Below are 7,195 nucleotides of genomic sequence, written 5' to 3'. Positions count from 1 at the left end.
GAACACTGCCTGATCCAACCAACCTTCATCACTAAGCATCCGGCAGAGACTTCTCCGCTGGCACGTGCTAACGATGAAGATGCAAGTGTAACCGACCGTTTTGAGCTGTTCATCGGTGCACGTGAAATTGCCAATGCTTACTCTGAGTTGAATGACCCAGAAGACCAAGATCGCCGTTTCCGCCAGCAACTGGTAGAGCGTGATTCAGGTGATGCTGAAGCAATGCATTATGATGCGGAATACATCATGGCAATGGAATACGGCCTACCACCAACAGCAGGTGAAGGTATCGGTATCGACCGTTTGGCAATGATTTTTGCTAACGCACCGAGTATCCGTGACGTGATCCTGTTCCCGGCAATGCGCCCGCAAAAATAACTGATTGCCTGCTGGTATCTTAGTATATCGGCATGTTAGCAATATCAGAAAAACGGAGTCGGTTGACTCCGTTTTTTTATGCTGTGATTAACTGGCGCTATACCTAGTATGTGAATCTGCTGTGCCATTTATTGGGATACAGAACACGGAAACATATATCCATACATTTTCCTGCTTAATTCTCAATCAGTTAAGCATATGGTTGCTTGCAGTCACCGCCAAGAAGGTTATAATCGAATCCACGTTACGGGTATTGCGCGTAGCGGCTTTTGCTTTTGCAAGTCAGATTTTAGTGATGCGGGTGTAGTTCAATGGTAGAACGGTAGCTTCCCAAGCTGCATACGAGGGTTCGATTCCCTTCACCCGCTCCAAACCTACCTCTATCTAAGTCTCTTTAGCTCAATTACCCATTGTAAAATAAGCATTTTTCCTATTTTATTACTCAACTGAGTTCAATGAGCCTCTATGCTGGTTAAGCTTTAGAGCATCTTCTGACCACGTCGACAGTGATGTTTTCGGTGGGTGAGCTGGGGTACCCGTTTTACAAACAGTTGGCCGAAGGGTAATAGCTTAGTTATCAACTATATTTACCCAATGTATTGAGCGTAATAATCTGACGTCTCGTACTCGTATTAAGCGATTAGCGTGTAAAACGATTTATTTCTCATATTCTGGTAAGCGCCATGAAAAAGTCATCGGAGCGTTTATCGAAAAATACATGTTTTACTTATTGGATGAATTACCCACGAGCGGGTGCAGCAGCATACATCCCAAAATGGGACTACAGCGGATCCTTTATGACGATACCACAAGATTTTAGCTCCGATACGGCGACGGAAGTCGATTATGATGCCAGATTAAATCTGATTTCGACCACCACGCCGGATAGCCGGATCACCTATGCTAACCAGAATTTTTGTCAGGTAGCCGGTTATCAGCCCGAGGAACTAGAGGGTGAGCCGCATAATATCGTACGTCATCCGGATATGCCTAAACCGGCGTTTGCACAGCTCTGGCAATATATTCGTGCCGGTAAGAGTTGGATGGGGCTGGTAAAGAACCGCTGTCAGGATGGCGGTTTTTATTGGGTATCGGCCTTTGTTACGCCGATCTTAAATTCGCGGGGCGAGGTCATCGAATATCAATCGGTGCGCAGTAAGCCTGATCGTGAAAGTGTGACACGCGCAGAAGCCCTTTATGCTGATTTGCGTTGCAATAAAACGCCGCGTTTACGCCGTCTGGCGTTAATGGCAGGGTTGCCGATATTTATATGCGGCAGCGTGGTGTTGCAAGGTGTCGCATTGTGGCAGCAGGGACTATCTCTTGCCGGTGTGCTGGGATTGCTAGGCTGTGGGGTGGCTGGTGCAGCAAGTGTGTATCTGGTTGGTCGACTACGTACTTTGCAGCAACTGGCGCAGGCAACTTATGACAACCCGCTGATGGAAAAAGTGTACACCGGTCGCTTTGATGATTTTTCGGTGATTGAGCTAGCACTGAAGATGCGTCAGGCCGAGTTGCGGGCGATTGTCGGGCGTGCTACCGATACCTCAGGCCGAATTTTAATGGCTGCTGAGCAAGAGCTACAGAATAGTCAGCAGATCGAGTCCAATTTGTGTCAGCAAATGCTGGCCACTGAGCATGCTAGTGTGGCAATGGATCAAATGTCGTCGTCGATTCATGAAGTTGCAAAAAGCGCGGCGTTGGCATCGAGCATTACCACGCAGGCACAGCAAATTTCGCGAGAAGGGCAGAAAAGTGTCGAGACCACCATTAATTCGGTGTATGCACTGCATAAAGAGTTGGATGATTCTAAACAGGTGATCCATGCTTTGTCACAAAGCAGTACCCAGATTGAAGGCATTTTGGATGTGATTGGCGCGATTGCCGATCAAACCAACTTACTGGCACTGAATGCGGCGATTGAAGCCGCGCGTGCTGGTGAGGCTGGGCGTGGTTTTGCTGTGGTCGCCGATGAGGTGCGCTCTTTAGCGCAGAAAACTCAGTCATCGACCGGCGAAATTCAGCAAATGATCACCCGCTTGCAGGCGATTGCCGCGCAAGCAGTGGAGGCGGTGGAGCGCGGCACTTCATTGTCTGAGCAGTGTAATCAGCAAGCGGTAGAAACTGGTCATCGTCTAGTGCAGATTAATGAAGTACTCAATCAAGTCACTGACAGCAGTCGGCAGATTGCCGGTGCAGTGGAAGAGCAGGCCAAGATGAATGACCAGATCTCGTACAATATTGAAAATATCAATCAGCTGACTGTGGCAACGGCGAGCACCAGTGATCTATCGGTAGATAGCACGCGTCAGTTGGTCGAACAGCTTGAAGCGATGCGTCGTTTGATGCTGCAATTTGAACGCGCGATTTGATGAATGACGTATCAGCTTATGCGTCATTCATGGGCGAAAAAAACGGCTAAGGCCGGTTTTTTTTATCTACAGATTTTTCTGTCGATTTCGTTCGGTTACCCGTGTTGATTTGGCGGTGTTGATGTAGTCAGCATGGGTATTATTACCTGTGATAGCGGGGGAGTGCTATTCCTGAGAAGTCTTGAGAGAGACATCTGATGGGCAAAATATTCAGCCGCTTAGCCCTCTTATGACAGGCCGTACACTCAGGCCTGAAAACCTTCGTTACGTTTTGAACCGGTTTGTTGCCAATCAGTGCTGGAGTCAGACTTGGGCATTCGTTACTCTAATTCCAAGAAATATTTTAAGGGCTTACGATAGCCCTGTTTGCACCAACCTGCGCGGAGTCGCAGGTTTTTTTTTGCCCGCAAAATAGCAGTAAGCATCAGTACTTACTGCAAATGCGCAAATGTGGTGATGAAAGACAACAGAGTGGTTAGTCGGGGCTATTTTTATTCAAGGTAATTGATTTACCCCGTTGTAAACGGATATTGAGCATCTCGACGCCAAAGGAAAAACCCATTGCAAAATAGATATAGCCTTTGGGGATATGTGCGCCAAAACTCTCACCAACAAGCGTGAAGCCCACTAGAATCAAAAAGGCCAGTGCCAGCATCTTGATGGTCGGGTTGTTATCCACAAACTCACCGATACTTTTCGCTGCAACCATCATAATCAGTACGGCAATCACAATCGCAACGACCATAATGGGAATATCGCTGACTAATCCAACCGCCGTAATCACCGAATCAAGTGAGAAGACGATATCTAAAATGGCAATTTGTACTAAGGTGAGCAGAAAATTACTGCTGGCTCGCGCAAGCTGTGGCTGATCATCAGCGCTGTGCTGCTGCAAACTTTCGTGGATCTCGTGGGTGCTTTTGGCTATCAAAAATAGACCACCAAAGAACAAAATCAGATCGCGCCCTGATACAGCATGTTCTGCCAGTGTAAAAACCGGTTCGGTAAGACGCATCATCCAAGTTAATGAGATAAGCAGTAAGATCCGAGTCCCCATGGCAAGACCTAAACCCAGAATACGCCCTTTCTGCCGTTGATGCTCAGGTAAGCGGCCAACTAAAATACTTAAAAAGATAATATTATCAATGCCTAACACAATTTCGAGTGCGGTGAGCGTTAACAGAGCAATCCACGCATTTGGATCAACAAGCAATTCCATGAAAAACCTACACCTAAACAGTACGGGAATGACCTGAAATCATAACCTGTTGATAGGGATTTTTCATTAAGTGTTATAAATCGAAGTGTTTAGCTAAAATTGCAGCGGTAAAGGCTTTTTTAAGATAAAACCCGCGTGGCAGTGTTTTGATCGGCTGACCGTTACGCCCCACAGCATCGGTTAAGGCGCGGTTGTTGCTGGCTTTGGGGCGAAGCTGCAATACCTCACCGTGGCGGGCGGTAATGTTTTCAACTTCTCCTAGCACAATTAAATCCATGAGCTCTTCCCAGTCACGGCGCAGTAGCATCTCCTCGTCTTCTGAAGGAGTCCAGAGCAGCGGCGTACCAACACGCCGTTCAGCCAGTGGAATCGAGCGCTCCCCCTCCACCGGCAGCCATAGAACACACTGCAACTTGTGCCGAACATGGCTAGTTTCCCAGTTAACACCACAGGTGCCGGTGAGCGGTGCTACGCTAACAAAAGTGGTTTCCAGAGGTTTTCCCTGCCGATCGATAGGAATTGTTTTTAATTCAACACCTAAATGAGGGAAGTCCTGCTCGGGTTTACTGCCGGCACAGGCCCCTAAATGGCGTTCTATCAGCATACCAACCCAACCTTTATCACGTTTTAAGTTGGCTGGAACAGGCTGCCCACAGGCTGCCGCAAGCTCGCCGAGGCTGTAACCTGCTAACTGTAGCGCCCGTTGCCACAGTGCGTGGCGAGAAAGGGGAATAGAGAATTCAGATCTGTTCATCGGCGTATTTTACCATGCTTTTTTCTGCCGTTCTTTTTTCTGTATTTCTTATTTCTGCGCTTCTTATTTTTGTGTTTCTTCGTGCTATTTTTTGTGCCCGAACAGCAGTAGGTACAAAACCAGTGTAAAAGATAAACAGAGTGACCACGGTACGGCTATTTTCGCGTAGGTATGATCCGAGCAACAACCTGTGTAGGTTGTTTTTTGAGCAGGCAGAGTCATCCACATCAGATCGTGTGGCGATGTTTTGATCTTATTTATTTAATCCTATGATCTATAAAGAAATAATAATGCAATTATCTTAAGATCATCCATAATAATAAAATTCTAGCTGTACAAATCGCCAACAATAAACAGGATCTTCCCCCTGGTTATCCACAGAAAACTGGGATAATCGTGGATAACCGGTGTGAGTAAGGCGGAATACCCTGCCTGCATAACGCAAAGTACGTGCAACAATAGGGAAAACTGCTGATCTTGTCAGCGATAAGTGTGGATAAATCCACCGCTGGTGGATCTTTGCACAATTGATGATCCTTTCGATCCCTTAGTCTGTTTTTTTGCAGTGGATAAATCAATTGTTCGTTATAAGTTATTGTATTTTATCATTTTAATTTATTGTTTTTGGTTTGATCTTTTCGCGTGAAGAGTCATATTTTGCGTGATGTTGTGTATTTCTACACAGTGATATCCACAGAAAAAGTGAATAATTTCCCGCTGTTAGGGCGAAAGTTGTTTATAAGTGTTTACGGCGGTAAAAGTTATCCATAGGGTGTACAAATAAGCAGCAGAGTCGCGCGATAATGTTGATGCATAACACATCAAGCACTCCCCAATGCGTACATCGGTTTACCGACTCAGGGTTGTATGAAACAATCGCAGCATAACTGACGTTTTCAGTATTGAGGTAGTCCTGTGATTGATGGTGATGGCTACCGCCCAAATGTTGGCATTGTCATTTGTAACCGAGAGGGGCAAGTGCTGTGGGCTCGCCGATATGGACAGCACTCATGGCAATTTCCACAAGGGGGGATCAACTCAGGCGAAACGGCTGAACAGGCCATGTACCGTGAGTTGTTTGAAGAGGTGGGGCTGACAAAAAAAGATGTCCGTTTACTCACCTCAACCCGTAATTGGTTACGTTATAAATTGCCAAAACGTCTGGTGCGGTGGGATACCAAACCGGTGTGTATCGGGCAGAAACAACGCTGGTTCTTATTACAGCTGATGTGTGATGAGTCAAAGGTCAATATGCAAACCAGTGGAAACCCTGAGTTTGATGACTGGCGCTGGGTCAGCTATTGGTATCCGGTACGGCAGGTAGTCTCGTTTAAGCGAGATGTTTACCGGCGAGTGATGAAAGAGTTTGTTTCGGTCGTGATGCCTATTGATGATCTGGAAAGATCATCGCTGAAAAATGCAAGAATAAGAAGGAAAGGATAACCTGATTATGTTGACCAAATTGCGGGAAATTGTCGAGCAGGTCGCCGCCGCGACCGATTTACCACAGGCATTGGAACTGCTGGTCAACAAAACCTGCCAGATCATGAAAACCGAAGTGTGTTCGGTATATCTGGCTGATCATACCCACCGTTGTTATCGGCTAATGGCCACTCGCGGGCTGGCAAAGCCTGCGGGGAAATCGGTAAGCTTGGCCTTTGATGAGGGCGTTGTCGGGCTGGTTGGCTCACGGGCCGAACCGATTAATCTGGCCGATGTACGCCAACACCCCAGTTTTAAATTCCTGCCTGATGTGCGTGAAGAGTCTTACCGCTCGTTTTTGGGTACCCCGATTATCTACCGGCGTCAGTTGCTCGGGGTGTTGGTGGTACAGCAGCGCGAAGTACGCCAGTTTGACGAAAGTGAAGAGTCTTTTTTAGTCACTTTAGCCACTCAACTGGCCAGTATTTTATCGCATACCCAATCTCTGGGGTTACTCAGTGATAGCCAGCAGCGTAGGATCCGCGCGCAGGCTGCCGCACCAGGGGTGGCTATCGGTATTGGCTGGTTGGATAGAACACACTTATCACTGGAAGATATTGCACAAGCCAGCACGCTAGATCCTGATACCGAACGTGAGCGTTTATCGCGTGCGGTAGAGTCAGCGGCCAGTGAATTTCGCCGCCACAGCAAGCGCTTTAATGCCGACATCAGCTCTGAATCTGCTGCGATTTTTGATCTCTATATCCATTTATTGTCAGATATGGCTCTGCGTAAAGCGATGGCCGAGCAGCTTGATCAGGGCGTTGTGGCGGAGTGGGCGGTACGCAAAACGTTTGAGCATTTTGCTGAACAGTTTGCTGGTCTGCCCGATCCGTACTTGCGTGAGCGCGCCAATGATATGCGTGCCTTAGCGCAGCGTCTGCTGTTTCATTTGATGGATGTACCGGAAAGTGAATGGAATTTGCCCGAGCACTTTATTTTGGTGACTGACGAGCTGACGGCCACACTGATTGCTGAATTACCACGTGA

Annotated in this window: 6 protein-coding genes, 1 tRNA gene and 1 pseudogene; 6 read left to right on the top strand and 2 right to left on the bottom strand. The window is 47.3% G+C overall.

Annotated elements, in window-relative coordinates; genetic code table 11:
- The 4 genes and pseudogenes from ACRC27_RS06985 to ACRC27_RS06970 all read left to right on the top strand — a co-directional run.
- On the top strand, positions 1-378 hold a 378-nt coding region (locus ACRC27_RS06985), incomplete at its 5' end, for an amino acid--tRNA ligase-related protein (protein WP_438639511.1).
- A 297-nt stretch (positions 379-675) separates the two neighbouring features.
- Positions 676-749 (top strand) — tRNA-Gly (locus ACRC27_RS06980).
- A 212-nt stretch (positions 750-961) separates the two neighbouring features.
- Positions 962-1,105 (top strand): annotated as a pseudogene (locus tag ACRC27_RS06975) (IS1 family transposase); the annotation flags it as partial.
- Between the two features lie 70 nt (positions 1,106-1,175).
- On the top strand, positions 1,176-2,750 hold the full coding sequence (locus ACRC27_RS06970) for a methyl-accepting chemotaxis protein (RefSeq protein ID WP_438639510.1): 1,575 nt from the start codon (positions 1,176-1,178) through the stop codon (positions 2,748-2,750).
- A gap of 475 nt (positions 2,751-3,225) precedes the next feature.
- On the opposite strand, the gene ACRC27_RS06965 is transcribed toward ACRC27_RS06970, so the two are convergent.
- On the bottom strand, positions 3,226-3,969 hold the full coding sequence (locus tag ACRC27_RS06965) for a TerC family protein (RefSeq protein ID WP_438623535.1): 744 nt from the start codon (positions 3,967-3,969) through the stop codon (positions 3,226-3,228).
- A 73-nt stretch (positions 3,970-4,042) separates the two neighbouring features.
- Entirely contained in the window at positions 4,043-4,723 is a 681-nt protein-coding gene (mutH, locus tag ACRC27_RS06960) for a DNA mismatch repair endonuclease MutH (RefSeq protein ID WP_438623536.1), read from the bottom strand.
- Positions 4,724-5,638: 915 nt separating this feature from the next.
- Between mutH and rppH the strand changes: the two genes are divergently transcribed.
- Together rppH and ACRC27_RS06950 are read left to right on the top strand one after the other, a co-directional pair.
- Positions 5,639-6,166 (top strand): RNA pyrophosphohydrolase, encoded by a 528-nt coding sequence (rppH, locus tag ACRC27_RS06955; RefSeq protein ID WP_438623537.1) that lies wholly within the window; start codon positions 5,639-5,641, stop codon positions 6,164-6,166.
- A gap of 7 nt (positions 6,167-6,173) precedes the next feature.
- Positions 6,174-7,195, top strand: a 1,022-nt coding sequence (locus tag ACRC27_RS06950) for a phosphoenolpyruvate-utilizing N-terminal domain-containing protein (protein WP_438639509.1), incomplete at its 3' end; no start/stop codon positions are given.

The sequence above is a fragment of the Plesiomonas sp. genome, assembly GCF_051650925.1.
Classification (GTDB): domain Bacteria; phylum Pseudomonadota; class Gammaproteobacteria; order Enterobacterales; family CAMTGL01; genus Plesiomonas.
This window is presented reverse-complemented; position numbering and strand designations above follow the sequence as displayed.